This window comes from Loktanella sp. SALINAS62 (assembly GCF_018263905.1).
In the GTDB taxonomy this organism is placed as follows: domain Bacteria; phylum Pseudomonadota; class Alphaproteobacteria; order Rhodobacterales; family Rhodobacteraceae; genus Loktanella.
The window spans coordinates 1-1,056 of record NZ_JAAFZU010000075.1; the positions used below are offsets into that span (position 1 = coordinate 1).

Annotated in this window: 2 protein-coding genes; both read left to right on the forward strand. The window is 61.5% G+C overall.

From position 1 onward, the window contains the following. The coding region (locus GZH79_RS17650; RefSeq protein WP_211645092.1) for a hypothetical protein at positions 1-301 on the forward strand (301 nt) is incomplete at its 5' end. Continuing rightward, a complete protein-coding gene (locus tag GZH79_RS17655) occupies positions 294-977 on the forward strand; it encodes an alpha/beta fold hydrolase (protein WP_249219277.1) in 684 nt (227 codons plus the stop codon). The genes GZH79_RS17650 and GZH79_RS17655, both read left to right, overlap by 8 nt. Positions 978-1,056 lie beyond the last annotated feature (79 nt).

A 1,056-nucleotide genomic window follows, 5' to 3' on the forward strand; every position in this document is an offset into this window, starting at 1 on the left:
TCATCGGCTGAACAAACGTTCGGGCGTAATCTTTCCATTTCTTAACGGGACGAGTGACGCAGGGCTTATTGATCGATCTTCATTTCTGCTCAAGAACTACTGCGCTGCAGCAGTTTACAGCGCTTGGACACGATGCGGCATCGGCGAGATCCGAAAAATCCACATGAAACCGACCCCGCTTCAGATCGTTGATGAGCATGGACTTGAATTTCGAATGTCAGGGTGCAGGTCGGCCTTTGCTCTTGGTTCACGGGCTGGGCGGAAGCTTGAGGTCTTGGGGCAGCATCGTGCCGATGCTTAGCCCTGTGCGCGAGGTGCTTCTGGTCGATCTGCCGGGGCACGGGTTGTCTCCGCCACTTGAGGGGCGTCAGACGATCGCCGCCTATGCGGATGCGCTTGAACACTTCATCGACCGGAACGATCTGGCGGGCGTCGATACCGTCGGCAGTTCCGTCGGCGCCCGGCTGGTGCTGGAATTGGCACGGCGTGGAAAAGGTGGCCATACGGTCGCCTACGATCCGGGCGGTTTTTGGCATGGCTGGGAAACCGTCTGGTTCCGCTCGACCCTGGCTGCGTCGGTCCGACTGGTGCGCCTCTTGCGGCGGCACATCCCGGCGCTATCGCAAAACTGGGCCGCGCGGTCTTTGCTGCTGGCGCAGTTATCGGCACATCCCGGCCGACTCGATCCTTGGTTGGTTCAGGCCGAACTGACGTCAATCGCCGCGACCGGGGTTTTCGATGCCATGCTGTGCGAACTGGCGCATGGTCCATTGCAGGAGGGCACGGGGACGCCACCTGGACGGGTGACGATCGGCTGGGGACGACAGGATCGGCTCCTGCTGCCCCGCCAAGCAAAGCGCGCACAGGCAGCCTTCCCGACCGCTCACCTGCACTGGTTCGACCGGTGCGGTCACTTTCCGCAGTGGGATCGCCCAGGGGAGGCAGCGGAGGTCATTTTGAAGACGGTGCAGGGATGAGGTGCGGAGCATGGGCTTGCAATGTTGGCACAGCCTGTCGCGGCCCGATATGCACTCATGACAAGCGAAGTGGCACCCT